This is a genomic window from Pseudogemmobacter sp. TB195, from assembly GCF_058313095.1.
This window is the reverse complement of record NZ_JBZEGG010000010.1, coordinates 40103-65638: the sequence shown is the minus strand read 5'-3', so window position 1 is coordinate 65638 and position 25536 is coordinate 40103. Positions and strand designations below refer to the sequence as shown.

Annotated in this window: 28 protein-coding genes; 8 read left to right on the top strand and 20 right to left on the bottom strand. The window is 63.7% G+C overall.

Going from position 1 to position 25536, the window contains the following annotated elements:
• Positions 1-31 precede the first annotated feature (31 nt).
• Positions 32-571 (bottom strand): sigma-70 family RNA polymerase sigma factor, encoded by a 540-nt coding sequence (locus AC4FS3_RS11845; RefSeq protein ID WP_283179556.1) that lies wholly within the window; start codon positions 569-571, stop codon positions 32-34.
• 104 nt (positions 572-675) lie between these two features.
• Positions 676-897 carry a hypothetical protein gene (locus AC4FS3_RS11840; protein WP_491020735.1) on the bottom strand — a complete coding sequence of 74 codons (222 nt, stop codon included), beginning with the start codon at positions 895-897 and terminating at the stop codon, positions 676-678.
• A 556-nt stretch (positions 898-1453) separates the two neighbouring features.
• Between AC4FS3_RS11840 and AC4FS3_RS11835 the strand changes: the two genes are divergently transcribed.
• Both AC4FS3_RS11835 and AC4FS3_RS11830 read left to right on the top strand, forming a co-directional pair.
• On the top strand, positions 1454-1981 hold the full coding sequence (locus AC4FS3_RS11835) for a hypothetical protein (RefSeq protein ID WP_491020734.1): 528 nt from the start codon (positions 1454-1456) through the stop codon (positions 1979-1981).
• Positions 1982-2017: 36 nt separating this feature from the next.
• Positions 2018-2611, top strand: a complete 594-nt coding sequence (locus tag AC4FS3_RS11830; RefSeq protein WP_283179559.1) for a hypothetical protein — start codon at positions 2018-2020, stop codon at positions 2609-2611.
• A 197-nt stretch (positions 2612-2808) separates the two neighbouring features.
• On the opposite strand, the gene AC4FS3_RS11825 is transcribed toward AC4FS3_RS11830, so the two are convergent.
• From AC4FS3_RS11825 to AC4FS3_RS11810, 4 genes are read right to left on the bottom strand one after another with little or no spacing between them, the layout of a single operon-like run.
• Complete coding sequence (locus AC4FS3_RS11825) at positions 2809-4089, bottom strand: NAD(P)/FAD-dependent oxidoreductase (protein WP_491020733.1); 1281 nt, start codon at positions 4087-4089, stop codon at positions 2809-2811.
• A 50-nt stretch (positions 4090-4139) separates the two neighbouring features.
• Positions 4140-4457, bottom strand: a complete 318-nt coding sequence (locus AC4FS3_RS11820) for a hypothetical protein (protein ID WP_491020732.1) — start codon at positions 4455-4457, stop codon at positions 4140-4142.
• A complete protein-coding gene (gene ctaD / locus AC4FS3_RS11815) occupies positions 4454-6931 on the bottom strand; it encodes a cytochrome c oxidase subunit I (RefSeq protein WP_491020731.1) in 2478 nt (825 codons plus the stop codon). Before ctaD ends, AC4FS3_RS11820 begins: the two co-directional genes overlap by 4 nt.
• Positions 6928-7626, bottom strand: a complete 699-nt coding sequence (locus AC4FS3_RS11810; RefSeq protein WP_491020730.1) for a cytochrome c oxidase subunit II — start codon at positions 7624-7626, stop codon at positions 6928-6930. The genes ctaD and AC4FS3_RS11810 overlap by 4 nt, the downstream gene beginning before the upstream one ends.
• A 48-nt stretch (positions 7627-7674) precedes the next feature.
• Between AC4FS3_RS11810 and AC4FS3_RS11805 the strand changes: the two genes are divergently transcribed.
• A complete protein-coding gene (locus tag AC4FS3_RS11805) occupies positions 7675-8217 on the top strand; it encodes a DUF2231 domain-containing protein (protein ID WP_491020729.1) in 543 nt (180 codons plus the stop codon).
• Here the strand turns inward: AC4FS3_RS11805 and AC4FS3_RS11800 are convergent.
• From AC4FS3_RS11800 to AC4FS3_RS11790, 3 genes are all read right to left on the bottom strand, one after another.
• Positions 8178-8660: a CopD family protein gene (locus tag AC4FS3_RS11800; protein WP_491020728.1), complete on the bottom strand. Its 483-nt coding sequence runs from the start codon at positions 8658-8660 to the stop codon at positions 8178-8180. The two genes, AC4FS3_RS11805 and AC4FS3_RS11800, sit on opposite strands and share 40 nt — an antisense overlap.
• On the bottom strand, positions 8657-9391 hold the full coding sequence (locus tag AC4FS3_RS11795; protein ID WP_491020727.1) for a cytochrome c oxidase assembly protein: 735 nt from the start codon (positions 9389-9391) through the stop codon (positions 8657-8659). Before AC4FS3_RS11795 ends, AC4FS3_RS11800 begins: the two co-directional genes overlap by 4 nt.
• 87 nt (positions 9392-9478) lie before the next feature.
• Positions 9479-10036, bottom strand: coding sequence for a hypothetical protein (locus AC4FS3_RS11790; RefSeq protein WP_491020726.1), 558 nt, complete (start codon positions 10034-10036; stop codon positions 9479-9481).
• Positions 10037-10635: 599 nt separating this feature from the next.
• Here AC4FS3_RS11790 and AC4FS3_RS11785 point away from each other — a divergent pair.
• Positions 10636-11415, top strand: a complete 780-nt coding sequence (locus AC4FS3_RS11785; protein WP_491020725.1) for a peptidoglycan-binding domain-containing protein — start codon at positions 10636-10638, stop codon at positions 11413-11415.
• Between the two features lie 50 nt (positions 11416-11465).
• Entirely contained in the window at positions 11466-11708 is a 243-nt protein-coding gene (locus AC4FS3_RS11780; protein WP_491020724.1) for a hypothetical protein, read from the top strand.
• 54 nt (positions 11709-11762) lie between these two features.
• Here the strand turns inward: AC4FS3_RS11780 and AC4FS3_RS11775 are convergent, their stop codons facing one another.
• From AC4FS3_RS11775 to otsB, 3 genes are read right to left on the bottom strand one after another with little or no spacing between them, the layout of a single operon-like run.
• Positions 11763-13199, bottom strand: a complete 1437-nt coding sequence (locus AC4FS3_RS11775; RefSeq protein ID WP_491020723.1) for an alpha,alpha-trehalose-phosphate synthase (UDP-forming) — start codon at positions 13197-13199, stop codon at positions 11763-11765.
• Positions 13196-15040, bottom strand: coding sequence for a glycoside hydrolase family 15 protein (locus tag AC4FS3_RS11770; RefSeq protein WP_491020722.1), 1845 nt, complete (start codon positions 15038-15040; stop codon positions 13196-13198). The genes AC4FS3_RS11775 and AC4FS3_RS11770 overlap by 4 nt, the downstream gene beginning before the upstream one ends.
• 20 nt (positions 15041-15060) lie before the next feature.
• On the bottom strand, positions 15061-15936 hold the full coding sequence (gene otsB, locus AC4FS3_RS11765; protein ID WP_491020836.1) for a trehalose-phosphatase: 876 nt from the start codon (positions 15934-15936) through the stop codon (positions 15061-15063).
• A 284-nt stretch (positions 15937-16220) separates the two neighbouring features.
• On the opposite strand from otsB, the gene AC4FS3_RS11760 reads away from it, so the two are divergent.
• Both AC4FS3_RS11760 and AC4FS3_RS11755 read left to right on the top strand, forming a co-directional pair.
• Positions 16221-16700: a pyridoxamine 5'-phosphate oxidase family protein gene (locus AC4FS3_RS11760; protein WP_491020721.1), complete on the top strand. Its 480-nt coding sequence runs from the start codon at positions 16221-16223 to the stop codon at positions 16698-16700.
• A gap of 223 nt (positions 16701-16923) precedes the next feature.
• A complete protein-coding gene (locus AC4FS3_RS11755) occupies positions 16924-17196 on the top strand; it encodes a HipA domain-containing protein (protein WP_491020720.1) in 273 nt (90 codons plus the stop codon).
• 326 nt (positions 17197-17522) lie between these two features.
• On the opposite strand, the gene AC4FS3_RS11750 is transcribed toward AC4FS3_RS11755, so the two are convergent.
• Complete coding sequence (locus AC4FS3_RS11750; protein WP_491020719.1) at positions 17523-18260, bottom strand: SDR family oxidoreductase; 738 nt, start codon at positions 18258-18260, stop codon at positions 17523-17525.
• 161 nt (positions 18261-18421) lie between these two features.
• On the opposite strand from AC4FS3_RS11750, the gene AC4FS3_RS11745 reads away from it, so the two are divergent.
• Complete coding sequence (locus tag AC4FS3_RS11745; protein WP_491020718.1) at positions 18422-19321, top strand: LysR family transcriptional regulator; 900 nt, start codon at positions 18422-18424, stop codon at positions 19319-19321.
• Positions 19322-19365: 44 nt separating this feature from the next.
• Here the strand turns inward: AC4FS3_RS11745 and AC4FS3_RS11740 are convergent, their stop codons facing one another.
• The 7 genes from AC4FS3_RS11740 to AC4FS3_RS11710 all read right to left on the bottom strand — a co-directional run bounded on the left by AC4FS3_RS11740 (position 19366) and on the right by AC4FS3_RS11710 (position 25529).
• The gene (locus AC4FS3_RS11740; protein ID WP_491020717.1) at positions 19366-19929 is read right to left on the bottom strand and encodes an NAD(P)H oxidoreductase; all 564 of its coding nucleotides are present in this window, start codon (positions 19927-19929) and stop codon (positions 19366-19368) included.
• Positions 19930-19995: 66 nt separating this feature from the next.
• Complete coding sequence (locus tag AC4FS3_RS11735; protein ID WP_491020716.1) at positions 19996-21054, bottom strand: ABC transporter ATP-binding protein; 1059 nt, start codon at positions 21052-21054, stop codon at positions 19996-19998.
• The gene (locus AC4FS3_RS11730) at positions 21051-21848 is read right to left on the bottom strand and encodes an ABC transporter permease (protein WP_283179580.1); all 798 of its coding nucleotides are present in this window, start codon (positions 21846-21848) and stop codon (positions 21051-21053) included. Before AC4FS3_RS11730 ends, AC4FS3_RS11735 begins: the two co-directional genes overlap by 4 nt.
• Positions 21848-22759 (bottom strand): ABC transporter permease, encoded by a 912-nt coding sequence (locus tag AC4FS3_RS11725; RefSeq protein ID WP_491020715.1) that lies wholly within the window; start codon positions 22757-22759, stop codon positions 21848-21850. The genes AC4FS3_RS11730 and AC4FS3_RS11725 overlap by 1 nt, the downstream gene beginning before the upstream one ends.
• Before the next feature lie 22 nt (positions 22760-22781).
• Entirely contained in the window at positions 22782-23813 is a 1032-nt protein-coding gene (locus AC4FS3_RS11720) for an ABC transporter substrate-binding protein (protein ID WP_491020714.1), read from the bottom strand.
• A 33-nt stretch (positions 23814-23846) separates the two neighbouring features.
• Positions 23847-24851, bottom strand: coding sequence for a membrane dipeptidase (locus tag AC4FS3_RS11715; protein WP_491020713.1), 1005 nt, complete (start codon positions 24849-24851; stop codon positions 23847-23849).
• A 45-nt stretch (positions 24852-24896) separates the two neighbouring features.
• On the bottom strand, positions 24897-25529 hold the full coding sequence (locus tag AC4FS3_RS11710) for a glutathione S-transferase family protein (RefSeq protein WP_491020712.1): 633 nt from the start codon (positions 25527-25529) through the stop codon (positions 24897-24899).
• Positions 25530-25536: the final 7 nt, after the last annotated feature.

Here is a 25536-nt window from a genome sequence, read left to right as displayed (position 1 = left end):
CCCGCCACGGAGAGGTTTGTTAATTAAAGGCTTAGTAGTTGACAGCGATCAGGTCGCGCAACTCAGTCATCTGCAGATCATCCATCAGCATTTGCCGGCCGCGGCTGATCCGGCTCTTCACGGTGCCGATGGCGCAATCGCAGATCCGCGCCACATCCTGATAGCTCTCGCCCACCAGAAAAACGAGTACCAGTGCTTCGCGGTACTGCGACGGCAGCCGCCGGATCGCCTGCATCACCCGGTTGCAGGCAATATTTGCGTCATGCACGGGAAAAGATATCACCTGGCCTGAGACGCAGTCCTGGCCGCCAACCGGCTCGCGGTTTCTTTTCATGATGCCGGTCAGAAAGCTGTTGCGCATGATCGTAAAAAGCCAGGCCCGCAGATTGGTGCCTGGCTGAAAGCGGTCAATATTTGCAAGCGCCTTCACAAGCGTTTCCTGCACGAGGTCGTCGGCCTCTGGTCCGCCGCGTGTCAGGTTTCGCGCATAGATGCGGAGAAACGGGATCATTTCGACCACATTCTCCGAAGCTGCTCCGTCCTGCGGTCGTGTCTGCTTCGAGATGGTCATGATCGTCTCCCTTTTCTTCTGCATGAAAGGAAAACGGGACCTGGGGAGTTCAGTTCCGCGGCACCTCAGAGAGCGGCGACAATCCGCCGTTTTGCTCAGGCGGTTCAGGCGGTATCGTCAGTTGCAGCGCCCTGTACGGAAGAGAAGTCTGCTGCACGCTGGTCAAGCGCCCTGCCGACTTCGGCAGCAAGCGCATGCAGCTGATCCGGAACCGGCTGCGCCATAACCGCTGACAGCAGTTCCTGGCTTGCGGCCCGGATCGGGTCTTCCTCTTCGGAAACCCGCTCAGGATCGGAACCAGGGAACGGAATTACAGAGTTACTCATCGGCACAATCCAGCATGCAAGCCTCGACAGTCAGTTTACCCGGTTCCACCATTTATAACAGCCTGAATAATGCATCTGCTTAACCTGTGTGGGACCACTGCGACACAACAGAGAGCTCCCTCGGGCGGCAAAGCTACCAGATACCGCGTCGGCGGCCATGGGATTGCCGTTACAGTGTTGTCTGACGCCGCCCGCCCCAACCCGAATTTTGAGGACAATGGCAGCGATGTTGTCAGGCTCCGCCAGCCTGTCGCATCGGCCCTCAAAGATCCCGAGCTCTCGCCGGGCATGTTCATCAACCCCGTTTTTTCACGGCCATTTCCCATGTCATGTGCTCCTGGCAATGCGGATGCGCCTCTCGCCCCGCGATCAAAGCCAGGCTGATCAAACCGGGAACGTCTCCGGATTGTTCCACAGAAATGGCGGAGCATAGAATGAGCGCGGGATGCCGTCCCCGGGAACATTCTTTGCGGTGGTGGGTTCATGCAGCCACCTGGTCGCTGCGGCTCCGCCAGATCCGGACCCCGCAAAGTGGCCGCTCATCGAGGAGGACGAAATGAAACGTCAAGGTTATGCAGTCCTGATCATCGCCGCGCTGGCGGCACCATCCGCCATGATGGCGCAGGAAGAAATTCCCGGAATGCCGGATATCTCTCCGGATCAGCAGGAACAGACCACGCAGGGCCTCGCGACTGCTGACTGCGAAGAGCAGCACCGCCTGTTTGATATCAATGGGGACGGCTTTATCAGCCAGTCGGAATCCGAACGTGACTTCGCCCGCGCCGGCATTGACGGCGTGACAATCGGCCCCGATGGGCTGACCCGCGACCAGTTTCTCGCCATCTGCGCAGCAGACAGCTGGTCACAACATACGCCCGAAGCCGGCGCCCCGCTGGAAGGCGCGAACAGCTTCACCGAAGAACAGGCCCGGCAACGCGCGATCGCCTGGAATGTCACCGATGTCTCGGCGCTCGCCCTTGACGAGCAGGGCGTCTGGCGCGGCACCGGCAAGGTCGGCCCTGACGCGGTGGCCGTGGCCATCGATTACAAGGGCAATGTCGTCACCACGCCTGCCGCCCAGTAACCCCGTAACCCGTAACGCGACAGAAGGAACTATGAAATGGCTGTTCTCACCAGAATTTATGATGACGTTGCAACCGCAGAGCGTGCCCGGGCGAGCCTTGACTCACTTGGATGGAGCGATGTCGAGGTCTCGGTCCTGGGCAATGATCGGGTGCGTGAGCACTACGGGTCGGTCGACGCTGCCCCCAGGGATTTGTCGGGGACCGCAACCGGCGCGGGGATTGGTGCCGTCGCGGGGGGTGGGGCTGGATTGCTGGCCGGCCTCGGGATGCTCGCCATCCCAGGGATCGGCCCGCTGGTCGCCGCAGGCTGGCTCGCTGCGACGGCCGTCGGCGCGGCTGGTGGCGCGGCCGTCGGGGGCACCATTGGCGCCCTGGCCGATATCGGTATCAGTGAGGCCGATGCCCCGGTCTTTCACGAGGCCATGCAGCGCGGCAATGTCGCCCTGACGGTCCGCTTCCCCGAAGAGCGCCGTGCAGAAGTGACCGCAGCGCTTGCCAAAGTCCCCGAGGTCGGCATTGGCGATCTGCGCTCGCGTTTCGAGGGCGGCGGCTGGCGCTATGATGAGGCCGAGGCCGAACGCCAGGCGCGTCTGCGCGATCATGACCCGTCGCGCCTTCCGCCGCTGTAACCGATCCCGGTGTTTTCCCGCACCCTTGAGACAAGGGTGCGGGTCTTTTGGCCGCTGTGGTTTGTGCCGCGCTCGGAGGTTTAACCAATCCGATTTTGCCCTGCGGCGGCGGTTCTGGCGGGGCCTGACCGGCCTATATGCCGTCTGCTTATCAGCCGCGCTCTCTTTCAGGAATGCCGCCACCAGATGCGAAACTTTCAGTCGATGGTAGGCTCATCGCCGGGTTTCGGATGGGCGATCAGGCGGCCGCTGTTCTGGCCGCGCAGATAGGTCCAGAGCCAGTTCCAGGCCACAGACGCCCGGCTGCGGGTGCCGATCAGAAAGAAGATATGGGCGATCCCCCAGATCCACCACGCCACTGCGCCCCTGAGGCTCAGCCGCCCGATCTTCACGACTGCGGCGCGTTTCCCGATGGTCGCGAGGTCTCCCTGGTGGCGATATTGGAACGGAGCGGGATTTGCCTCGCCCTTCAGCCGTGCCCGGATGGTGCCGGCGACATGGCTTCCCTGCTGCTTTGCTGCGGGCGCGATGCCCGGCACCGGATCGCCATTCTGCTGCACCACCGCTGCCGTGTCACCGATCACAAAGATCTCTGGGTGGCCCGCGACTGTCAGATCTGACTGCACCTTCACGCGCCCCGCCTTATCCCCTTCCACCCCCAGCCAGTCTGCCGCAGGCGATGCTGCAACACCCGCCGCCCAGATCAGGGTCCGGCAGGGCAGAAATTCGTCCCCGATCCGGACGCCTTCTTCGGTGCAGTCCGTGACCGGAGTGCCAAGACGCAGCTCTACCCCCCGCCGCTCCAGCGCCCGGGCGGCATAGGCAGAGAGATGCTCGGGAAAGGAGGGGAGAATGCGCTTGCCCGCCTCGATCAGCAGGACGCGCGTCTGCCTGGTGTCGATATTGCGAAACTCACCCCGGATCATGTTGCGGGCGAGGTCGGCCAGCATTCCCGCCAGCTCGACTCCGGTCGGGCCACCGCCGATGACGCCGAAGGTCAGCAGCGCCTCGCGCTGCGCGGGATCGGGTTCGGTCTCGGCCCGTTCAAAGGCCAGAAGGATGCGGTTGCGGATCCGGGTCGCATCTTCGATCGTCTTCAGCCCGGGCGCGTTCGGCTCCCATTCGGGATGGCCGAAATAGGCATGGGTGGCCCCGGTGGCGATGACCAGCATGTCATAGCTGATCTGCGCCCCGTCATCGGTGATCACCTGGCGCCGGTCGGGATCGATGCCGCGCACCCGTGCCATCAGGGTTGTCACATCCGGCCGGTGCTCCATCAGGCTTCGGATCGGCCAGGCGATCTCGGATGGGGCAAGGATGGTGGTCGCCACCTGATAGAGCAGCGGCTGGAACAGGTGGTGATTGCGCTGGTCGATCAGCGTGATGCGCAGGCCGGCGCCTTTCAGGGCCTGCACGGTTTGCAGCCCGGCGAAACCGGCGCCGATGACAACGAGGTGAGGCGATTGCTGGCTTGTCATGAGCCGGGGGATCTCCTTTTGAGTGCAGATGCCGGTGGGGCCTGACCGCGCTATGGCCCGGCGCCGCAGGTCGTCAGTCCGAGGACCGGGAAGAGCGTGAGTAATGTTGCCAACAGACCGATCCAGCCACCGGCGCGGATCAGGCGGTCGGGAATGTCGCTGCCGCGCGGGGAACACCAGAGGATCGCGCCCGCCCCCGCGACGCATATCAGCCAAAGCGATATCAGCGTGAAATGATGCAGATCGCCGACCGGGGCAGGGCGCCCGGCCCAGCCCCAGGCGCAGCCGAGCCCATGCGCTGCGTAGATTGCGCAAAAGCTTATGGCCCAGAGGGTCGGGCCAGACAGGGCGCGCAGGGGCCAGCTCATGCGACGATCTCCTGCCCGGTGATCAGGAGCGCGAGGATCAGCGCAGTCGCAAGCGTGAAATCCTGCCATGCGCGCCAGATCGGCCAGGCCGAAAGCCGGTCCGGCGCGATCCTGCCATCGCGGCGTTGCACCAGGCACAACCCGGCCAAAAGCGCGGAAACCGTGCAATGCAGGGCGATATAGCCAAGCCCGGCGGCGCGCAGCGCGTCGCGGGCGTGGCGGGTCGGATCATCAAGCTGCATGGCCAGACCGCCAGTGACCCCAAGCCCCAGCAGCAATAACGGTAAGGCGACACTTGCGCCAGCGGCAAGGCGGAAACGCGCCAGCCCGGAGGCTGCAATCAGGATCAGGATCAGCATAGCGGTCAGAGCAGCTGCGGGAGCAGTCGCGATGCCGGAGGGCGGCGCGGGCCAGCCAGGGGCGATAACCGACAGAAACCCGATTGCGAAGAGAAAGCAGGCAAAGAAAGTGCCATTCGAGATCAGGAGGCAGGTGAGCCCGGTCCGCGCCAGCCCGTCCGGGACCATGGCGTTTGCGGGGAGGCTCAGCCCCGGCGCGAGACTGATCAGCGCCTCATCCCGGGGGCTGCCCATGAAACGGTGCCACTGCCAGACGGTGGCCGCGATGGCCACAAGGCCAACAGGTGCCACAGCATAAAGCCCGAACAGCATCATCAGGACAAAGCAGCCGATCACCGCCGCGGTTACAATCGGCAGCGCAGAATTCCCCGGCAGCACAGCGATATGACGGGGCGCGCCGCTGATCGCATCGACGACCAGGGTCTCACGCCGGGCGCGGGGTGCCCCGGGCAACATACCTTCGCCGCGCGCCAGCTGCAAAGCGCTCTGGCCGGGCAGCGGCAGCGAGGCGATATTGTAGCTGGGGGCGGGCATCGGCATCGCCCATTCCAGCGTGTCAGCACCCCAGGGGTTGCGCCGTGCCTTCGCACCGAACAGCGCCTGCAACACCAGATCCAGCGCGAAAAGCGCAAAGCCCGCCGCCATCACAAAGCCAAAGAACGAGCTGACGAGATTGGGCCAGATCCATTCCGGGTTATCGGGATAGACATCGATCCGGCGCGGCATTCCCAGCAGACCCGTCAGATGCATGATGAAGAACGTGCCGTGAAAGCCGATCAGGATCAGCCAGAAGGCCGCAGGCCCCAGACCACGCACCGCCGCGCGCCCGGTGAAAAGCGGCATCCAGTAGACCGCTGCCGCCATCATCGGGAAGACGAACCCTCCGATCAGCACATAATGCAGATGGGCGGTGACGAAAGCCGTGTCATGCGCCTGCCAGTTGAAGGGCACGATCGCCAGCATCACGCCGGTCAGCCCGCCCATCACAAAGGTCGAGAAGAACCCCATAAGATGCAGCATGGGCAGGCGCATCTGCGGTCTTCCCTGCCACATGGTGCCGATCCAGGCGAAAATCTGCACCGCGGTCGGAACCGCCACCAGCGCCGAGGCCGCCGAGAAGAACGCCAGCGCCATATGCGGGATGCCCACGGTGAACATGTGATGCACCCAGAGGCCGAAGGACAGGAATACGAGGCCGAGCACGGCGGCAACGATGGCACCGTAACCCATGATCCGGGTACGGCACATCACCGGCAGGATGGTCGAGATCGCGCCGGCGGCGGGGAGGAAGATGATATAGACCTCCGGATGCCCGAAAAGCCAGAAGAGGTGCTGCCAGAGCAAAGGGTCGCCACCGCGCGTCACGTCGAAAAACGGCCAGTCAAAGGCGCGCTCGATCTCGAGCAGCACCGAGCCGAGGATCAGTGGCGGAAAGCCCACCAGCATCATCGCGCTGGTCCCCAGCATATACCAGGCGAAGAGCGGCATTTCCGTCAGCTTCATCCCCGGCGCACGCATCCTCAGGATCGTCACCGTGATCTCGACCGCCGCTGCCAGCGCCGAGATCTCGACAAAGGTCACCCCCAGCAGCCAGACATCGGCATTGATCCCCGGGCTGTAGGTCTTTGACGACAAAGGCGTATACATGAACCAGCCGCCATCCGGCGCGACGCCCGCGACCAGCGCGGAAAGAATGATCAGCCCGCCGAACAGATAGCACCACCAGCCAAGCGCCGAGAGGCGCGGGAAAGCAAGGTCGCGTGACCCGAGCATTTTGGGCAGCAGATACATCCCCAGCCCTTCCAGCATCGGAATGGCAAAGAGGAACATCATCAGACTGCCATGCATCGTGAAGAACTGGTTATAAAGTGCTGTGTCGAGAAACGCGCCGCCGGGCGTTGCCAGCTGCGCCCGGATCAGCATGGCGAGACAGCCCGCAATGGCAAAAAAGACAAAAGAGGCCAGCATGAACCGCAGCCCCAGCTCGCTGTGGTTGACCGAAGTCAGGACGCCGCGCAGACCCGCCGGGCGGCCCCAGATCTGGTCAAGCTGGCGGTGCAGGGGCAAGGCGCGCTGCGGCGGGTTGGCGGCAAGGCCCGGGGGGAGTTCGGTCATGGGGTGCCCTCCTGGTAGGCGGCAGGCTCTGCCTGATCCGTCGGGCCGGTGGTGCCTGAGAGATCGCTGAAATCGGGCGGGCTGGCCGGGTCATAGGCCAGCACTTCGAACCGCATCCCGGCATAGCCGATGCCCGAGAATTCGGCAGAGGTGCCGTGGTAGAGGCCGGGCGCTGAAGCCTCGATCCGCAGGAGATTGTCGCGGCCGGGCAGGGCGTCCATCTTGCCCGCCAGTTGCGGCACCCAGAAGGCGTGGATCACGTCTTCCGAGCGGATCACGACATCAATCGGCGTTCCGGCGGGAATATAAAGGCGACCCTCGGTCCCGATCATGGCCCCGTCCGGGCCGGGCTGGTTAAAGCGCCAGTTCCATTGGCGCGCGATGGCTTCGACACGGACAACATCCGCGACTGGGCGGGCCTGGATCCGCTCGCCCACCCAGATGCCTGCACCGACCACCGCGATCAGAACGGCAAAGCTGAAGCCAAGACCCATCCCCCTGATCCAGAAGCTTTCCGCGGGCGGGCGGACGCCCTGCCGCGCAAAGCCGCGCCAGACCAGCACCAGCACCAGAAGCGTGATCAGTGTGGCGCCTGTCAGCATCGCCCACCAGAGGGTCGCGATGTCAGCGGCCGCAGGTCCCTGAGGCGAAAGGGTCGAGAGCGGCCCGCCACATCCGGCCAGCGCCGGAACCATCAGCGCCGCCGCTGGTTTCCCAAAGGGTACAGAGGAGGAAATTCGCAGATGAGACAGGCCAGACGACCCCGCCGCGGGCTGCGTGACCCGATCCATGAACATCGCAGCTTTCACCGGACGGAATCGAAGATCGCGGTGGCGGGCCACCCGATCCATGCCATGCTGGTAGCCTTCCCCATCGCGCTTTGCGTCAGCACGCTGGGCGCAGATGCGCTTTACTGGTGGACGGGGGATCTCTTCTGGCCGCGCGCGGCGCTCTGGGCGGCAGGGGTTGGTTTCGGGATGGGTATCCTTGCCGGTTTGGCGGGCACCGCCGAATTGTTGCTGGTGCCGGGTATCCGTATCCGCGCCGCCAGCTGGACGCATTTCATCCTCGCGGTGATGCTGCTGTCGGTGCTCGGTGCGAATTGGGGAATGCGGCTCGCAGATCCCGTCGGCGCGGTACTGCCCTGGGGCTTTCTTGCATCGCTGCTCGCGACCGGGATGACTGCGATGACCGGCTGGCATGGCGGCAAGCTGGTTTTCGACTACGGGCTGGGAACGCAGAACGATCATGATGCGCCTCCTCCTCCGCGTGGCGCGAGGAACTGATCCGGGATCAACCCGCGCAGTGGTGTGAGGTCGGGCTTGCCGAGAACCAGCGCCAGCACAACTGCGATCAGCGGCAGCACCAGCAGCAGTCCTGTAAGCGGCGCGGCCTGCCAGTGGCTGCGTTTCTCTTCGCCCGAGCGCTGGATCAGGTGGCCAAACCAGACATGCACCAGCACCATGGTGGCGACGAAAGCCAGTTTCACCAGCAGCCATGGCTCGAAAACCTGTGCCGCGAAGATCAGCGCAGTGCCGGCAATGATTGTCACCAGCGCGGCGGGCGTCGCAAAGGCTATATAGCCGATATGGGTGACAAGCCGGAAATGCGCATATTGACGCTGGTTCTGTGCGCAGCCATGGGCTTTCATCAGCAGCGGCAGCGCGATCAGGCTCGCGCACCAGCAGGCGAGTCCTGCGACATGCAGGAATTTCAGCGCGGCAATCATGCGGTCTGCCCCACGCGCCAGGCGCGCCTCAGCATGATCGCGGCGACCATTGCCAGCGGCAGCAGCCCGGGCACCCACATGATCAGCCCGGCGGTTTGCTGATCCGTAAGCGGCTCGATCCCCCAGGCGAGTGGTGCTGCCATATGTTCGGTATAAAGGAGCCGGTTCGAGAAGGTCAGCACCGCCCCGATCAGCCCCATCACCCCTGCCAGGGCGCCGGTCAGCGCTGCATTGACCAGAACCGCGCCGGCGTCTCGATCCGCAGGGAAAAAGGCAGCGGACCAGAAGGCCCAGGCGGGCAGCAACAGGGCGAATTGAAGCAGCCAGTATATCCCGGCGCTGTCCCATGCCGCGCTGTAGACTGCGGGAATATGCCAGAGAACCAGGGCGACTGCGGTCAGGAAAAACGCGACCGGCGCGCCGAACCAGCGCAGGGGCAGCCAGAGCGCGAGCAGCGGCGCGGCGAGACTGACGAGCAGCAGGTGATGGAGGGATCTGGCGCTGAAAAGTGCAGTGGTCATGGCGCAAAGCGGCGAGACGAACGCAATGACAAGCGCGCCCCAGGCCATCAGGAAAATGCCCCGGCCCTCAGCGCGCAAAAGGCCGAAGATCAGTGCCGCCAGAATAGCCGTCAGGAGACCCGGATGAAAATTCCAGCTGCTCAGCAGCGCGGCCGGGTCTGGCGCAGGGCCGCACCAGGGAACCGGGTCCGGCAGTCCTGTTCTGTCCATGAAAGCGTTCTCCTGAAATATTCCCGTGGCCGCCCGGTAATGTAACGCGCAATTGCGCAGCAGGTTTCCCTCTCGCGCCCGGAGCGATCAGCGCCGCCAGGCCCCGGTCTGATGCGCGCGGCGTAAATCGGGCAGCGAACTGGCATCGGTCTGCGCCAGGGCCGCTTCCACCATGCCTCGGCAAGCCTCCGGGAAACGCACGGCGACAGCGACGCCGCCGCGCCGGAACGTCTCAGTGTAGAGATCCGCATCCTCTTCCTGGATGCCAAGATCGACCAGCGCCCCGAAAGAGGCCCCGGCCAGCGCGCCGCCCGCTGCGCCGGTCAGCGCCGTCACCAGCCACCCGCCGGCAGCGACCGGGCCAAGTCCGGGAATGGCGATAAACCCAAGCCCTGCGAGAAGGCCCGCACTGCCACCCACCGCCGCGCCGAGCGCCCCACCCGCCGTTGTTGCAGGGGCGGGTTCAGGGATCTGGGTCTTTTCGCCCGTGACCGGATCACGTTCGATCCGCATATCGCGGTAGTCCCTGAGGGCATCCCCGCCAAGAATCGACGGCTCGACCGAGGGCAAAGCAAGCGCCTCGATATGCTCAACGGCACGCATTGCGGCGGCGTGATCCTGGTAAAGCCGGGTCATTACGGGCATGTCATTCTCCCCCTTCCGGACAGGTGGCCTCCGGGCGGCCCGCCCTCGCCTGTCCAGACGTCAAAGGCGGCACATCAGGGGAAGAAACCCATAGCCCCGCGATTTGTTCCAAAGTGATCCCGCCCTGCGCGGTATTGACCCGCTTTTGTTCCGCTCCGCCGCAGCCGGGAGGCGAAAAAGCGCTCTATGCCCGGTCGTGGCGGGAACAGAGCCTGCCGCAGCGGGTTTACTTCCTGTGCCGGACACCATTCCGGCGTCACATCAGACGGAGGATTTACAATGCCACATGGTGGCGAAGATCCCGATCTGCCGGTCACACCGGTTCCACCCGCAGGCCCGGATGTACCGCAGGATCCGCCCGATACTCCGGTACAGGACCCAAGTCCGGGCCGCCGCGGCCCTGATATCCCGCAACTCCCCGATGTCGGAGACCCCATACCGGCGCCCGATCGGCCCGAGGGTCCGGTCGCCTCTTCCCGGCACGGCGGGGCAGGAGCCTTGCAAGCCCGGTCCGCCACCGCCGCGTCAGGGCCGTGTGCGTGCTGAGGCGGTCTTGTGCCATGACAGGGCGCACGGCGCCTGACCAAAGGAGGAACACTATGAGGAAGTCAGTCTCTGTACTTGCGATTTTCGTCTGTCTCGGGGGGCAGTCTCCGGCACTGGCCCAGGGTGACCTGGAAGGTATCATCTCGGGCGTTGCACAGGGCCTGCTGGTGCAGGAGCTTGACCGCCAGGCCGGCGCCGAGGCGCGGCAGGCGGGAACGCTGAACGGCTGGCGTGCCTATCTGCAACGCTTCCCGAATGGTCTTTCCCGTGCCGAGGCGGAGCGCGAAATCGCGCGGCTTGGCGGTGTGGTCCGACCTGCCGACCCGACGCCCCTGCCCGCACCTGCGCCTTCCGACAGTGCCAGCAGTGCAGAAGCGGCACTGGCACTGAGCCGCGACCAGCGGCGCCAGATCCAGAGCCAGCTGACCTCGCTCGGCTATGATGCCGGGGTGGCGGATGGGCTCTGGGGGCGCAAGACCCGCGACGCCATACGGCGCTGGCAGACGGCAAACGGGGTGACCGCCAGCGGTTATGTGACCGACCGCCAGGTCCGCCAGCTGCGCGAACAGGCCGGAACGGTATCGCCGCCCGAGGATACTGTCGCCATGGACGACCGGGCAGAGGAACGCCTCCTCGGGCTGACGGTCTCTGAACGCCGCGACCTTCAGCGCCGCCTGACGGTTCTCGGCTACAACACGCGGGGCGCCGATGGTGTTCTGGGTCAGAACAGCCGCAATGCCATCGCGGCCTGGCAGCGGGACGAAGGGCTGCGGGCCAGCGGCTATATCACCGCCGACCAGCTGCGCGAACTGCGCCGGCAGAGCGGCGGGTGAAAACCGGCATCCCGGGGGATGCCCTGAACCTGATATGAAAGGAAAAGAGGATGTTTCCCTGGCTTCGCCTGCTGCTCGTCCATCTCTGGGCGGCCTGCATCGCCGGAACGGTGGTGATCGCGGGTCTCGCGCTTGGCTATTATGATGCGGCGACCTTTGTCATCGCGGCCCTGACCGGGCTGCTGCCTGGCGTTCCGGCAGGCCTTCTGAACTGGATCTGGCTGCGCCCGAACCGGTCACGCGAGATCGGCTGGACCTGGCCCATCGCACGTTTTATCCGCCGCGCGACGTAAGGGTCGCTTGCCGTTATGTGACAGTGGCGGGCCTTTCGGTATTTGGCACCCGGGTCAGACAACAGTCTGACCCGGCGCGCGGCGGTCAACCTCGGCCTGAGAGGCGAAAGCGGGGCGATCCTCCCCAAGCTGCGCCATAAAGCTCCGGCACCAGGCAAATACATCATGTTCCGCCAGCACCGCTGACATAGCGGCATGGCGCGCCTTACGCTCTTCGCGGGGCATTGCAACCGCCTGCGCAATGGCACGCGTGATGGTTTCGTCATCATAAGGGTTGACCAGCAGCGCGCCGTCCCGCAGCTCGGCTGCGGCCCCGGCGAAGCGGGACAGGATCAGAGTGCCGGGATCCTCGGGATCCTGGGCCGCGACATATTCCTTAGCCACCAGGTTCATGCCGTCGCGCAGGGGCGTGACCAGCCCGATCCGGGCAATGCGGTACAGCCCCGCCAGCGTCTGCTGGCCAAAGGCGCGGTTCACATAGCGCACCGGCATCCAGTCAAGCCGGCTGTGCATGCCATTGATCTGTCCGGCCAGACCGGCCACTTCCTGGCGCAATGTGTCATATTGCGCGACGCCTTCGCGCGTCTGCGGTGTGACCTGCAAATATGTCACCCGGCCCAGCCATTCCGGACTGGATTCAAGAAAACGGCCAAAGGCATGCATGCGCTGCGGCAGGCCCTTGGTATAATCAAGCCGGTCGACCCCCATGATCAGCATCCGCCCCTCGAGCGAGCTGCGGAACTTGCGCATCGCGACATTGCGCACGGCATTCGCGGCGGTACGGCCAAAGGCTGCCGCATCGATGCTGATCGGGAAGGCACCGACCTGGAACCGCCGGCCATTGGCGAGATGGGTGCCATCCTCGCCCGAAACCGGCTTTGCGATCCCGCTGCGGCTGAGGCAGAGGCTGAAATTCCCGGCATCCGGCGCGGTCTGAAAGCCCAGGAGATCATAGCTGGTCATCGCACGCAGCAATGTCTCGCCCACCGGGAGGGTGAGAAAAACATCCGGCGCGGGCCAGGGTATATGCATGAAAAACCCGATCCTGTTCGTGATCCCCAGTTTTCGCAGTTCGGCCGCCAGCGGGATCAGGTGGTAATCATGGATCCAGATCAGATCGCCTTCGCGGATCAGAGGCGCAAGACGCCCGGCAAAGAGCCGGTTGACGCGGAAATATCCCTCGGCATCGCGGCGGCTGTAATCTGTGAGGTCGATCCGGTAATGGCACAAAGGCCAGAGCACGCTGTTTGCAAGGCCATTGTAATATTCCGACAGATCGCGCTCCGACAAATCGCTCAGCGCATAGGTGATCTGGCCTTCCTCAAAAAGCTTCAGCGGTCCGGGATCGGCCTCGCCAGAGGATTGCCCGGACCAGCCCATCCAGACCCCGCCGCGTTCCTGCAGCGCGGCCCGGACGGCCACCGCAAGCCCGCCCTGTGGCGGGCGGTCCGGCGCAGGCACCCGGTTCGAGACGACGATAAGACGGCTCACAGCACATCCTCCCAGGGGCGCGACAGGGCCATGGCGGCATTGATCAGCCCGACCATGGAATAGGTCTGCGGGAAATTGCCCCAGAGCTCGCCGCTTTCGACATGGACGCCCTCCGAGAGAAGGCCCAGATGGTTCCGCCGCGCCAGCACATCGGCGAAGATCCCGCGCGCCTCTTCTTTGCGGCCGGTGCGCACCAGCGCATCGATCAGCCAGAAGGTGCAGGCGGTAAAGGCGGTCTCGGGCGCGCCGAAATCATCGGGGCGGCGGTAGCGGTAGAGGTGGTTTCCAAACCGCAGATCTGCCTCACAGGCCGCAACCGTAGCCAGAAAGCGCGGATCATCGGCGGCAATGAAACCGGTCTGGGCCATCAGGAGCAGGCTCGCATCCACCTCATCGCCGCCAAACGCGGCCACGAAGCAGCCGCGCTCAGCGTTCCAGCCCATACGGAAGATTGCCTCGCGGATCTTCGACGCGCTGGCGGACCAGCGCGCGGCCTCAGGCGCGAGGCCCAGCTTGCGCGCGATCCGCGCCAGCCGGTCGCAGGCGGCCCAGCACATCAGCGCCGAATGCGTATGGACCTCTTCGCGGGTGCGAAACTCCCACAGCCCCGCATCGGGCTGGTCCCAGCAGGCTTCGGCCTCGGCCCCCAGCTTTTCCAGCCGGCGGAACAAAGTCTCATCCCCCATATCGGGCAGACGTTCGTCAAAGAAACACTGGATTGCCGCCAGGATGACAGAGCCGTAGCCGTCATTCTGCACCTGGGCAAAGGCCGCATTGCCACGCCGGACCGGTCCAAACCCGCGATAGCCCGGCAGGGCGGCGACGATATGCTCGTCCAGCACCCGCTCCAGCCCGAGGCCGAACAGCGGCTGCATATAGCCGCTGTCAGACCCAGCCGCGAGGTTCGACACATAGCTGAGGTAGTTTTCCATTGTCCTGGTGGCGTTGAGACTGTTCAGCGCCTGGACGGTGAAATAGCTGTCGCGGAGCCAGCAGAAGCGGTAATCCCAGGTCCGTCCGCTGGCGCCATATTCCGGAATCGAGGTGGTGAGGGCCGCGACAATCGCCCCGGTTTCCTCGTTCGAGCAGAGCTTCAGCGTGATTGCCGCGCGGATGACCACATCCTGGAAATCGGCGGGCAGCGCCAGGCTGCGGACCCAGTTCCGCCAGTAATCCGTGGTCTCTTGCAGGAAATGGCGGGCAAGGACCATCGGATGATCCGTCAGGCTCTCATCCGGCCCGAGGATAAAAGCCTGCGGATGCTCCAGCAGGAAAGGGGTCTCTGAGAGGATGTAATCGACCGGCGCATCGGTGGTCAGGCGCAGCACCTCCGGCCCGAGGATATAGCGGATATGGCTGGTGCCGCGCGTCATTCCAGGCGTATTGGAACCATAATCGGATCTTGGCCGCAGAGAAACCGTCAGCCGTGGCGTGCCGCGCAGCGGCTCGACGATGCGCAGGACGGAATAGCCGCGGAATATGCGGCCATTGCGCAAAAAGCGCGGCGCGAAATCGAGTATCCGCGCCTCATTGCCGTGTTCATCGCTCAAGATCGTTTCGAGGATGGCAGTATTGCGCAGATAGCGCTGGCGGGCTTCCGTCTGGCGGTCCAGCCGGATGCGCCAGGCGCCGTCGCGGGCATCGGTTCCCCCGCCCCAGCCGCCGCCCAGCAACCCGCAAAAGACCGGATCGCCATCCATGCGCGGCACGCACATCCAGTCCAGTCCGCCGTCGCAGTCGATCAGCGCCGCAAGGCTGGCATTGCCGATGACGGCGCGATCGAGGTCCGGATCAGTTCTTTGATCAGCACGGGCGCCGTCAGCGAGTGTTTCTTCTGTCATAAACCTCAGTCTCCTGCGCTTTACGCTGCGGCGAGGTGGGTCAACCAGGCCCGGAAGGTGGCCGGGCTGGCAATTCGTGCAGTGGCAGCGCTCGGGCTGTCCTGCGCTCCGATGCGGATCGAGAGCCCCCCGAGGGCATTGGCCGCCTTGAACATGGCCTCATCGGTGAGGTCATCGCCGGCAGCCAGGGGATGTCGGCTGTTAAACGGCGGTGATGCCATAAGGTTCCGGAGCGCGGCCCCTTTGTCCGCACCGGCGGGGCAAAGTTCGATGACGCATTTCCCCTCCCGCAGCCGGTAGCCGGGCCCTGCAATACGCGCGGCCTCAGCCATGATCCGCTCCGCCTCTCCGCGCAGTTCGGGCGCCTGTCGATAATGCAGGGCGAAGGCGGCTCCCTTATCCTCGGTCAGAAGGCCGAGGCCTCGGGCCGCTGTGTTCATACGGGAAAAGGCTGCCTGAAACGATTGGGTTTCTCTTGTCGGTGCAGCAATCGCGGCAATCCCGACCCCGGCTGCTGTGCCAGGGCGCAGTTCAGCCCCGTGCAGCCCGGCCACAGTGAAATGATGACCGGGGAAATGATGGCCGGGGAACAGGGCGTCGACAAAAGCCACCTGGCGCCCGGTCACCAAAGCCAATGCGCCAGCCGTCCTTCTTTCCAGCTGCAGCAGCAAAGCGCGCAGCCCCGGTTCCGCCACCACCTGATCCGGCGTTGCTGCCAGATCGAGCAAAGTTCCATCCAGATCCAGGAAGAGCGCAACATTGCCGGGGTCTGGCAGATTTGGCCCGTCCTCGGTGACCAGGACAGATGTCCGGGACGATAAGTCCGGCGGTTCTGAAAAGCCCTTACCTTCCGGCGGGACTTCCGGTGACGCTTCCTGTCGATTTTTAGCAACCATATCCGGAATAGTGGGCATATCGCACCCGGGTTGCAAACCGGGGGCGCGGATCTTCGCCTGGCGATGCACCTGACGACGCAGCCGGGAACGCGTTCAACAGGCGATGCAGGGCCACCCGACGACGGTTTCGCGCCCGGTGTGTTCTTCCTGGGCCGTCTGCGCCACACCGCGCCTCTGACGGGCATAAACCTGCTGATCGCGCAAATCTTGCGCATCCGGGCCGGAGGGGCGGGAACAGATCGGTCCTTCGCCGGTTCATAACCCGACAGCAACAGGAGGACGTTATGTCGACAGCCGCTGAACTGGAGACCAGACTCTGGACCGCCCTGCGCTCGGACCGTGTGCTTATGCTGGGCCTTGCGGGCAAGGTTGACGGCCATACCCGGCCGATGACCGCAATCCTCGAGGACGAGGATCGAAGCCCGATCTGGTTCTTCACCAGCACCGACAACGAGATCGTGACTGCAGGCGGCGGGCGCGCGGTGGCGGCCTTTGTCTCAAAAGGCCATGATCTCTTTGCAACGATTCATGGCAAAGTGACCATCGACACTGATCCGCTGGTGGTTGATCGCCTCTGGAACAGCATGATTGCAGCGTGGTTCGAGGGCAAGGATGACCCGAAACTGCGCCTTCTGCGCCTGGATCCGGAAGGTGCGCAGATCTGGGAGAACGCCTCCTCGATCCTCGCGGGTTTCACAGCGCTGTTCGGCGCAGACCCGAAGGAAGATTACAAGAGCAAGGTCGCCTCCGTCCCGTTGCGCTGATGTGGTGCGCTGATGTGGTGCGCTGATGTGGTGCAATGCAAGCGGGACCGGTACCCGGCAGGCCGCTGAAGTTGTGAATGCCCGGCCAAATCAGGCCGGGCGCGCCTTTTGCACGCCGCTGTCAAGGTAAGGCGTACTGAAAGGGCTGGGAGATCACGGGATGTGTGATGGGCTGGCAGGACAGCCATCATAGCCCCATATCTTCAAAACGCTGATCGGCCGGTTGCCGGATGGGATCGATCTGTCGGACAGCGTCGAGAACGAATTCTATTGCCTGACGCCTGAGAGATTTTTCGGCCGGCCGGTCCGTCAGGCCGGAATGGAAGCTTTCGGTGAGACCAGGGCATGGGTTCTCGTGCGTTTCGACCGGACCTGGACCCGTGACGGTCGCCTTTTGCGCCTGCCGCAGGAAGACTGCCGCCAGGCATTGTGCATCCCGCCGACGCTGAAATACCAGAGCGACGGCGGCCCGGGGATGGTGGCCACTACCGGATGACGCCACTTTACACATCGTGACTGCACAGCCGGCACCCGCTGCCCGGCAGATCGAACAGAAGCAGATGAAGCTGGCGATGTCTGCCGGTGACAGCCGCCACTATCGCCCCGACAAGATCCAGGGGCGGGGTGTCCCGTGCAAGGGCAGTCACCATCCTCGAGGAAGTCCGCAGCCGCTTTCCCCCAGCCCTGGACGAGGCGGCGAGCCAACTGCCCCAGGGGTTTTCCCGCCGCCGTCGTCAAGAGCGTTTCCGCCTGCGCAATATGGCGCAGCCGCAGCCTTCTGGCGCTCGGGGCGCAAATGGCCGGCCGCGCGGCGGGGCCCGGTCAGATCATGCCGCCATTGGCGCGCAGCACCTGGCCGTTGATCCAGCCGCCATCCGGGCCGACCAGGAAGGCGACCACGGCTGCGATGTCTTCGGGGCTGCCGAGCCGTTCGAGCGGGTTCATCTTCGCCAGATGCCCGACAAGCTCGGGCGTTTTGCCATCAAGGAACAGTGCGGTCGCGGTCGGCCCGGGCGCGACGGCATTGACGGTGATCGAGCGGCCCCGCAATTCCTTGGCCAGAATGCCGGTCAGCGTCTCAACTGCGGCTTTGGTGGCAGCGTAAATGCCGTAGGTTTCAAGTTTGAGCCCCACCACGCTGGTTGAAAAATTGACGATGCGCCCCCCGTCGCGCAGGCGTCTTGCCGCCTCGCGCAGGGTGTGGATCGTGCCTTTCAGGTTGATGTCGATCTGGCTGTCGATCAGCGCGTCTTCGCTCTGGCCGATCGGGGCCAGCTTCATGATTCCGGCATTGTTGACGAGAACATCAATACCTCCGAATGCGGTCTCGACAGTGTCGAACATACGGGTGACAGCGCGGGCATCACGTACATCGGCCTGGACGGTGAGGGCCCTGCCGCCCGCTTTTTCGACAGCGGCCGCAAGCTCTTCAGCAGGTCCGACCGAACCTGCGTAATTGATGACGACGGTGTAACCGTCAGAGCCAAGGCGACGGGCGATAGCCGCGCCGATGCCGCGAGACGCGCCGGTGACAAGGGCGACCTTATTGGTATCAGTCATTTCATTTCTCCTGTGTTCAGCGTCCATGCGCCGGATTGCAGGAAATATGCGCCTTTCTTTGAATTGAATAATCACCTATGTTTTGGCATCACTATTCCACTGTAACGAACAAAAGCGGGCCAGCTTTCGCAGCTCCGGGCCTGGGAATCAGAGCAGAGACCATGGACCGACTGGACGCGATGCGGCTCTTCACGCGGGTCGTCGAAAGACGGAGCTTCACCCAGGCGGCTTTTGATCTCGACATTCCGCGCTCAACCGCGACCCAGGTGATCCGGCAGATGGAGGACCGCCTCGGAGCGCGGCTGCTTCAGCGCACGACGCGCAGCGTGCGGCCGACCCTCGACGGCGAGGCATATTACCGGCGCTGCATCACCATTCTCGCCGATGTCGAGAATGCCGAAGGGGCTTTCGCCGGTGCAACGCCAGAAGGACCGCTGCGCGTTGATGTGCATGGCACATTGGCGCGCCACTTCATTCTGCCAGCCCTGCCGCAGTTTCTGGAGCGCTATCCCGGGATCGCACTTTACATGAGCGAGGGCGACCGGCTGGCAGATCTTGTGCGCGAGGGGATCGATTGCGTGCTGCGTGTCGGCCAGCCGCAGGACAGCGAGATGATTGTGCGCCGTCTCGCGACCCTGACAGAGGTCACGCTCGCCTCACCGGATTATCTGGCCCAGTTCGGCAATCCCGCTGATGTTGACGCCCTTGCCGACGGCCATCGCATGATCGGATTTCATTCGACTGCCACCGGGCGGCTGATGCCGCTGGAGTTTTCGGTTGGCGGCAAGGTGCGCGAGGTGGTCCTGCCGACAACGCTTACCGTCAATGCCGCCGAAAGCTATGTGGCTGCCGCCAGGCTGGGCCTCGGAGTGATCCAGGTGCCGCATTACCATGCCGAAGCCGCGATTGCTGCCGGCGATTTGGTCGAGGTGCTGCCGGCCAGCCTGCCGCCACCCCTACCTGTTTCGCTTCTCTATCCCACCAACCGGCAGCTGTCGCCCCGGGTGCGATTGTTCATCGACTGGGCGGCGCAGCAGTTTGCCAGCGGGCAGCGGGCCTGACACTCGCGCCTGATGCACGGGCCGGGCCCTTGCCGGTGTGGGGTTCAGAACGTCCGGCCAAGCATCGTGGCCCGTTCCAGCAGGCCGGAGCGACTGCTTTCTGACCCTGTACTGCCATGCAGAAGCTCCAGAGAGGCGTCCGCTATACCGCAATAATCGAGGACGCCCTGCACCAGCTGTGTCTGCATGGCGCTGTCATAGCTGCGCTTCGCATATTGCCCGGCATCGGCTGAGGCGAGGCCGATCATCAGGGCCTTGTTATGTGTCAGTTTGCGCGCGCCATAGGCCCAGTCACGGTTCCAGACCCGGTCGATCCAGCCCTTGCTCGTGGCTGGCAGCGACCACCACCAGACCGGAAACACAAAGGCGAGCGCGTCGTTTCTCGTGACGCGCGCCTGTTCGGCCAGAACCGCGGGGCTGTAGATTTTACCGGGCGCATCACGATCCGGCTCATCTTCTACGCCCAGGCGCGGATCAAAGCCTTCTGCGCGCAGATCCGCGATTTCGGCCTGATGCCCAGCCTCATGCAGTCCGGCGACAAAACGGTCGAGAACCGCGCCGCAGAACGAATTCCGGCGCGGATGATCAAAAACGACCAGGACGTTCAAATCGGGCCTCCATACTTTTGTGATGCGTCATCCGGCCCGGCCGGTTCCGGCAGCGCCCGTGACCGCTCAGGGCAGAATCCAGGGCTGCCGCAGGATGCGGAGAGAGACCTGGTCTCCCGGGCGCAGATCCACGGTCAGGTCGGGGGCCTGCCGCACCAGAATTCGGGCACCGGATGCGAGGCAGACCAGGATTTCGACGACCGGCCCCAGGAACACGATGTCGGTAATGGTGCCGGACAGGGCGGTGGACAGGGCGGCGGTTCCTCTGTCGCTGCGCAGAACGGTGAAATCCTCGGGCCGGAACAGGGCCGCGCCCTTGCCAGGCTGAAAGCCTGGCGTTCCGGTGGAACCCCCACCCGCCAGGGCGACAGAAGGGTGCGCCTCGTCAAACATCTCTGCCGGCAAGAGGTTCGAATGCCCGACAAAGCCCGCGACAAAGGCGGTGCCTGGCTTCTGGTAGATCTCTCCTGGCGTCGCGAACTGTTCGACCGTGCCATTGTGAAAGACCGCGATGCGATCAGAAAGCCGCATCGCCTCTTCCTGATCATGGGTGACGTAAAGGATCGTGGCGCCGGTGCTGTCATGGATCCGTCTGATCTCGCGCTGCAGATCCAGTTTCAGGCTCTGATCCAGCGCGGCCAGCGGTTCATCCATCAGCAGCATCTCCGGCTCGTAGGCCAGGGCGCGCGCCAGGGCGACCCTTTGCTGCTGCCCGCCCGAAAGAGCTTCCGGCCGGCGATCCGCGAATTCCTCAAGCCGCACAAGCGCCAGCATCTCCTCGAGCCGCCGCTTTTGCCGCTGCCGGTCCCATTTGCGCATCTTCATCGGGAAGGCGATGTTTTCGGCCACGGTCAGATGCGGGATCAGCGTGTATCTCTGGAAGACCATACCGATATTGCGCAGGTTCGGCGCCACCGGCAGCAGCGAGTCACCGGCAAGCCGGATATCCCCGGTGCTGGGTGTTTCAAGCCCTGCGATCATATAGAGCAGCGTCGATTTGCCCGAGCCGGACGGGCCCAGAAAGGTGACGAATTCGCCGCGTCCGATCTCCAGGCTGACATCGCGCACGGCAATGCTTTGGCCAAAAGATTTGCTGAGCGCGTCAATTGAAAGCCAGGCTGTCATCTGCCCCTCCGGGTCAGGATTGCCGCGATCAGCAGCAGGATCAGGGAAAAGGCCAGCACCATCGTCGAGGCCACCGCAATCACCGGCGTCAGATCCTGGCGCAGCGTGGTCCAGAGCTTGACCGGCAGGGTTTGCAGGTTCGGGCCCGCCATGAAGATCGAGATGACGATCTCGTCCCAGGAAATCAGGAAGGCGAAGATCACCGCTGTGATGATGCTGAGACGAATAGACGGAAAGGTCACATGCAGCCGCGCCCGCCAGCGGCTGGCGCCACACAGGACGGCGGCATCCTCAAGCGAGGGATCAAAGCTGTTCAGTCCGTTCACAAGGATAATCACGGTGAAGGGTAATGCCACGATGGCATGGGACAGCACGAAGCCAATGAATGTGTCATTCAGCCCGGCCCGCAGCGCGAGAGAATAGATCCCCACGGCCAGAACGACCACCGGCAGCACCATCGGCATCAAAAGCAACATATGCAGCCACCAGGCCCCGCGCAGCCTGCCGCGGCTCATCGCAAGGGCTGCACCCAGACCGAAGACCACCGCGATCACCGCCGCAGCAAGCCCGACCCGCAGGCTGGCACCGAGGGCCGCAAACCAGCCGGGATCGGCGAAAAACGCCTCATACCATTTCAGCGTCCATCCCGGCGGCGGGAAGATCAGCCAGCGGGACGATCCGAAGGACAAAAGCACGATGAAAACGACCGGCAGCAGCAGGAAGGCGGCCACCAGAAGCCCGATCGCAACCAGGACCCAGCGGAGGGCGCCGAGATGGCGGAAATCCAATAACATCAGCGGCCTCCCTTTGCGGAGCGCAGCGGGTCGAACAGGCGCAGTTGCAGGGCATAGGCCGCAAGCGTGATGGCAAAGAGGATAAAGGCTGCCGCCGCGCCGAGGCCCCAGCGAAGCAGGGATTGCACCAGATGCACGATCAGCTCGGCCAGCATCATGGTTGAACTGCCGCCCAGCATCACGGGCGTGATGAAATAGCCCAGCGACATGACAAAGACCATCAGGGCGCCCGCCGCGATCCCCGGCGCGCAGGCCGGCAGGAAGACATGCAAGAAGCACTGCCATCGGTTTGCGCCGCAAAGCGCGGCGGCCCGCAACAGGCCCGGCTCGATCGCGCGCATCGTGCTGAGCAGGGGAAAGATCACGAAAGGCAGCAGGATATAGGTCATGCCGATCACGACCCCGGTCATATTGTTGACAAGGCTCAGCGGCTCCGAGATGAGGCCAAGCCCTTTCAGCATCCGGTTGATCACGCCATTGGACTGCAACAGGATCAGCCAGGCGAAGCTGCGCGTCAGCAGGCTGGTCCACATCGAGATGAAGATCAGCCCCAGAAGCGCCATGCCCCAGAACCGGTTTGAAACCGCAATCAGCCAGGCGACGGGAAAGCCTATCAGCACCGTCACCACGGTCACCACCGATGCGATGGTGAATGTGTTGAGCAAAACCGTGCGATAGGCCCCCGATTGCAGCAATTCGGCATAATTCCCGAGCCCGGCTTCGGGCTCGAGAATGCTTCTGGCCAGCAGCAGCGCGACCGGCAGGATGAAGAAAAACAGAACCAGAAGCAGCGCCGGAACCGCAAGGGTCGCGGTCGCACCCTCAAGCCTTGCGCGCAGCCCCGCGCGCCGGCCCCGGGAGGCAGGGCCGGACAGTGGCACGGAGCGGGTCTTTTCAGGGCCTGTCTGCATCTGTTTTTCCCCTCATGACGGATCAGCCGGCCTGCCACTCATACCAGCGCGCGCTGATGGCGTCGCGATTTGCGGCCCACCAAGCGATGTCCAGCGGCACATTCTGCGCCGCATGTTCACTGGGCTGATAGGGCAGGATCTCGGCCGTAAGCTCGGGGATCGCGCCGGGATTGGTCGGCCCATAGGCCGAGAGATTGGCCATGCGAGCCTGGCCTTCTGCGCTGCCCGCATAGGCAAGAAAGCGCATCGCCGCCTCTTTGTTCGGCGTGCCTTTGGGCACGACCAGCACATCGGCCGCGACCAGGTTCTGATCCCAGGAGATGCCGATATCCAGCCCGTCCTGGATCAGCGACCAGAGACGCCCGCTCCAGAGCATCCCGATCTTGGTCTCGCCCGAGGCGACCAGCTGCTGCGATTCCGCGCCGCTGCTGTACCAGACAATCTGGGATTTGATCTCGTCGAGCTTTTTGAACGCGCGGTCCAGATCGAGGGGATAGAGATCCTCGGGCTTTACGCCATCTGCCAGCAGTGGCACCTCCAAGAGGCCCGGCCCGACCCATTTGTAATAGGCGCGTTTGCCCGGGAATTTTTCGAGATCAAAAAGATCCGCCCAGCCTGCGGGCTCGGTATCGAAGCTGTCTTTGACAAAGCCGAGCACATGGGTCGAGACATAGCTGCCGATGGTGTAATCGGTCACAAAGCGCGGATCATGCGAGTCGCGGTCGATGATCGAGAAATCCAGTTTCTCCAGCAGCCCCGCATTGCCGGCAAAGACGCCGAAGTCATGTTCGACATCAACCACGTCCCAGGTGACATTGCCGGCCTCGACCATCGCCTGCAGCTTGCCGTAATCCGAGGGGCCACCCGGGGCGACTTTGATCCCGGTCGCCTCGGTGAAGGGGCCGATCCATGCCTCTTCCTGCGCGGCCTGGGTGGTGCCGCCCCAGCTGATGAAATTGACCACTTTACCATCGGCCAGGGCGCTGCGCGCGCCGATCAGGGCCAGTGCGGTGCCCGAGCCGAGAGCGGCAAGGAGAGAACGTCGGTTTATCATGGGTTTCTGTCCTGTTTTCGGTATGAGGGGAAATCAGCCGAGGATCCGGCGATAGTAATCCAGCCAGTTCTGGCCGAGGAAATCGTCGATCTGCTCCTCGGTCCATTTGCGGCGCGCAAGCTCATCGGCAAGGCGCGGCAGGTCTGCGGGCGTGCGCATCCATTCCGGCCAGACCGGCGGCACCACCGGCGCCCAGTCATAGGTCGACCGCCCGGTGCGGACCTGGCGGATATAGGACAGCGGACGCCGCCAGACGAAATCGGTGCCAAGCCCCAGCGATTTATGGCCAACCACCGAAGCCGCATGTTCGACCATATCGACAAAGGTCTCCAGCTTGCAGTCGATCCCGCCGGGAAGCATCGCGGGAAACAGCACCATCCCGAACATGCCGCCGGTTTCGGCCACCTTCTTCAGCACATCATCGGATTTCAGCCGATGGGTCAGCTCGAACTTATGGCCGTATTTCGTGCCGAAGCTTGACGGGTTGGAATGGGTGACGGCAATCGGCTGGCTCGAATGTTCGATACTGTCCAGCGTGGTGCGCAACCCGCAATGCGACACATCGACGATCATCCCGAGCCGGTTCATTTCAGAGATGATCTTCCTGCCATAAAGCGACAGCCCGCTGTCATTCGGCTCAAGGCAGCCCGAACCCGCAAGACCCTGGTGGTTATAGCTCATTTGCAGGCAGCGAATGCCCAGATCATAGAAGATCTCGACCAGCGCCAGGTCATCTTCCAACGGCAGGGTGTTCTGGAATCCGAGGATGACGGCGGTGCGGCCACTTTCGGCGATCCGGGTGATGTCATCTGCCGTGCGGGCCTGCTCGATCAGATCGGGATGGTGGCGGAACGCACGCCGCCAGCGCGACAGAGCGGAAAGCGCGTCACGGGTATTGTCGAAGGTGTAGTTCATGCAGGTCGTGTGAACACAGGACACTCCGCCCCGGTTCCATTCCTGGAAAACCTCGACATCGCATTCATCGGCCTGCAATCCGTCAATCAGGATGCGGCGCTTTTGGGGGGTGAGTTCGGACATGGTTGCCTCGTCGTGTCAGGATTTGCGGGTCAGGATTTGAAGGTGTCAGAAGAATGGGGCGGTGATGGATTCCGCCGCAAAACTGCGCTGGATCGCGGGGCGCTCGACCAGAGTGTCGAGATGGCGGGCCAGGTCTGGGAAGCTGCGGGTGGGTGTTGACAGCAGGCGGCACCAGCGCCCGAGGAGCAGCAGGTAGAGATCGGCAATCGAAACCCGCTCGCCCGCGAGCGCGCTTCGCCCCTGCAAGGCCGCATCCAGCACGGCCAGATGGCGATGAAGATGGCCTTCCATCCTCGCCCTATAGGCAGGCTCGTCTTCGGGCGGCACATAGAATTCGGGGCGGAAGTACTGCCAGAAATCCACCTGGACCGTATTCGTGAGAAAGGTCAGCCATTGATAGGTCAAAGCGCGCTCGCGGCTGCCAGGCGCGGCGATCAGACCCGCCTCGGGATGGCGGTCCGCCAGATGCAGGCAGATCGCCGCCGCCTCGAACAGCGTCAGATCGCCATCAACCAGCGTCGGAATTCTTCCATTCGGGTTCAGCGCCAGATAGTCTGCGCTCTGATGCTCGCCCTTCTTGCGGTCAACGAGGATCAGCTCATAGGGCGCCCCGATTTCGTTCAGCACAAAATGGGGCGCGAGACTCGCAAGTCCCGGCGCATAATAGAGTTTGTACATTCTGGGG

Excerpts from the sequence above, each read along its gene's own strand:
- AC4FS3_RS11780 (WP_491020724.1), top strand. The coding sequence starts at position 11,466 with ATGTTTCCCTGGCTTCGCCTGCTGCTCGTCCATCTCTGGGCGGCCTGC.
- AC4FS3_RS11735 (WP_491020716.1), bottom strand. The coding sequence starts at position 21,054 with ATGACAGCCTGGCTTTCAATTGACGCGCTCAGCAAATCTTTTGGCCAA.
- AC4FS3_RS11730 (WP_283179580.1), bottom strand. The coding sequence starts at position 21,848 with ATGTTATTGGATTTCCGCCATCTCGGCGCCCTCCGCTGGGTCCTGGTT.
- AC4FS3_RS11800 (WP_491020728.1), bottom strand. The coding sequence starts at position 8,660 with ATGATTGCCGCGCTGAAATTCCTGCATGTCGCAGGACTCGCCTGCTGG.
- AC4FS3_RS11720 (WP_491020714.1), bottom strand. The coding sequence starts at position 23,813 with ATGATAAACCGACGTTCTCTCCTTGCCGCTCTCGGCTCGGGCACCGCA.
- otsB (WP_491020836.1), bottom strand. The coding sequence starts at position 15,936 with ATGGTTGCTAAAAATCGACAGGAAGCGTCACCGGAAGTCCCGCCGGAA.
- AC4FS3_RS11745 (WP_491020718.1), top strand. The coding sequence starts at position 18,422 with ATGGACCGACTGGACGCGATGCGGCTCTTCACGCGGGTCGTCGAAAGA.
- AC4FS3_RS11825 (WP_491020733.1), bottom strand. The coding sequence starts at position 4,089 with ATGACAAGCCAGCAATCGCCTCACCTCGTTGTCATCGGCGCCGGTTTC.
- ctaD (WP_491020731.1), bottom strand. The coding sequence starts at position 6,931 with ATGACCGAACTCCCCCCGGGCCTTGCCGCCAACCCGCCGCAGCGCGCC.
- AC4FS3_RS11795 (WP_491020727.1), bottom strand. The coding sequence starts at position 9,391 with ATGGACAGAACAGGACTGCCGGACCCGGTTCCCTGGTGCGGCCCTGCG.
- AC4FS3_RS11840 (WP_491020735.1), bottom strand. The coding sequence starts at position 897 with ATGAGTAACTCTGTAATTCCGTTCCCTGGTTCCGATCCTGAGCGGGTT.
- AC4FS3_RS11830 (WP_283179559.1), top strand. The coding sequence starts at position 2,018 with ATGGCTGTTCTCACCAGAATTTATGATGACGTTGCAACCGCAGAGCGT.
- AC4FS3_RS11750 (WP_491020719.1), bottom strand. The coding sequence starts at position 18,260 with ATGACTGATACCAATAAGGTCGCCCTTGTCACCGGCGCGTCTCGCGGC.
- AC4FS3_RS11710 (WP_491020712.1), bottom strand. The coding sequence starts at position 25,529 with ATGTACAAACTCTATTATGCGCCGGGACTTGCGAGTCTCGCGCCCCAT.
- AC4FS3_RS11760 (WP_491020721.1), top strand. The coding sequence starts at position 16,221 with ATGTCGACAGCCGCTGAACTGGAGACCAGACTCTGGACCGCCCTGCGC.
- AC4FS3_RS11770 (WP_491020722.1), bottom strand. The coding sequence starts at position 15,040 with ATGACAGAAGAAACACTCGCTGACGGCGCCCGTGCTGATCAAAGAACT.
- AC4FS3_RS11805 (WP_491020729.1), top strand. The coding sequence starts at position 7,675 with ATGAGACAGGCCAGACGACCCCGCCGCGGGCTGCGTGACCCGATCCAT.
- AC4FS3_RS11835 (WP_491020734.1), top strand. The coding sequence starts at position 1,454 with ATGAAACGTCAAGGTTATGCAGTCCTGATCATCGCCGCGCTGGCGGCA.
- AC4FS3_RS11845 (WP_283179556.1), bottom strand. The coding sequence starts at position 571 with ATGACCATCTCGAAGCAGACACGACCGCAGGACGGAGCAGCTTCGGAG.
- AC4FS3_RS11725 (WP_491020715.1), bottom strand. The coding sequence starts at position 22,759 with ATGCAGACAGGCCCTGAAAAGACCCGCTCCGTGCCACTGTCCGGCCCT.
- AC4FS3_RS11790 (WP_491020726.1), bottom strand. The coding sequence starts at position 10,036 with ATGCCCGTAATGACCCGGCTTTACCAGGATCACGCCGCCGCAATGCGT.
- AC4FS3_RS11715 (WP_491020713.1), bottom strand. The coding sequence starts at position 24,851 with ATGTCCGAACTCACCCCCCAAAAGCGCCGCATCCTGATTGACGGATTG.
- AC4FS3_RS11785 (WP_491020725.1), top strand. The coding sequence starts at position 10,636 with ATGAGGAAGTCAGTCTCTGTACTTGCGATTTTCGTCTGTCTCGGGGGG.
- AC4FS3_RS11820 (WP_491020732.1), bottom strand. The coding sequence starts at position 4,457 with ATGAGCTGGCCCCTGCGCGCCCTGTCTGGCCCGACCCTCTGGGCCATA.
- AC4FS3_RS11810 (WP_491020730.1), bottom strand. The coding sequence starts at position 7,626 with ATGGTTCCGGCGCTGGCCGGATGTGGCGGGCCGCTCTCGACCCTTTCG.